Here is a 416-nt window from a genome sequence, read left to right on the forward strand (position 1 = left end):
TGGTGGTCGATACTGGGCTCGAACCAGTGACCCCCTCCTTGTAAGGGAGGTGCTCTCCCAGCTGAGCTAATCGACCTGGGATCTCATAATGTTTGAATTCTTCATGAAAAGAATGGTGGTCGATACTGGGCTCGAACCAGTGACCCCCTCCTTGTAAGGGAGGTGCTCTCCCAGCTGAGCTAATCGACCTGGGATTTCATAATGTTTGAATTCTTCATGAAAAGAATGGTGGTCGATACTGGGCTCGAACCAGTGACCCCCTCCTTGTAAGGGAGGTGCTCTCCCAGCTGAGCTAATCGACCTGGGATTTCATAATGTTTGAATTCTTTATGAAAAGAATGGTGGTCGATACTGGGCTCGAACCAGTGACCCCCTCCTTGTAAGGGAGGTGCTCTCCCAGCTGAGCTAATCGACCT

General features: G+C 50.5%; 4 tRNA genes. All 4 read right to left on the reverse strand.

What is annotated here, in order from left to right:
- The 4 genes from Q1B47_RS21855 to Q1B47_RS21870 all read right to left on the reverse strand — a co-directional run bounded on the left by Q1B47_RS21855 (position 1) and on the right by Q1B47_RS21870 (position 415).
- Positions 1 to 76 (reverse strand) — tRNA-Val (locus Q1B47_RS21855).
- A 37-nt stretch (positions 77 to 113) separates the two neighbouring features.
- Positions 114 to 189 (reverse strand) — tRNA-Val (locus Q1B47_RS21860).
- A 37-nt stretch (positions 190 to 226) separates the two neighbouring features.
- Positions 227 to 302, reverse strand: a tRNA-Val gene (locus tag Q1B47_RS21865).
- 37 nt (positions 303 to 339) lie between these two features.
- Positions 340 to 415: transfer RNA gene (locus tag Q1B47_RS21870), tRNA-Val, on the reverse strand.
- Position 416 lies beyond the last annotated feature (1 nt).

This window comes from uncultured Shewanella sp. (assembly GCF_947501225.1).
GTDB lineage: Bacteria > Pseudomonadota > Gammaproteobacteria > Enterobacterales > Shewanellaceae > Shewanella.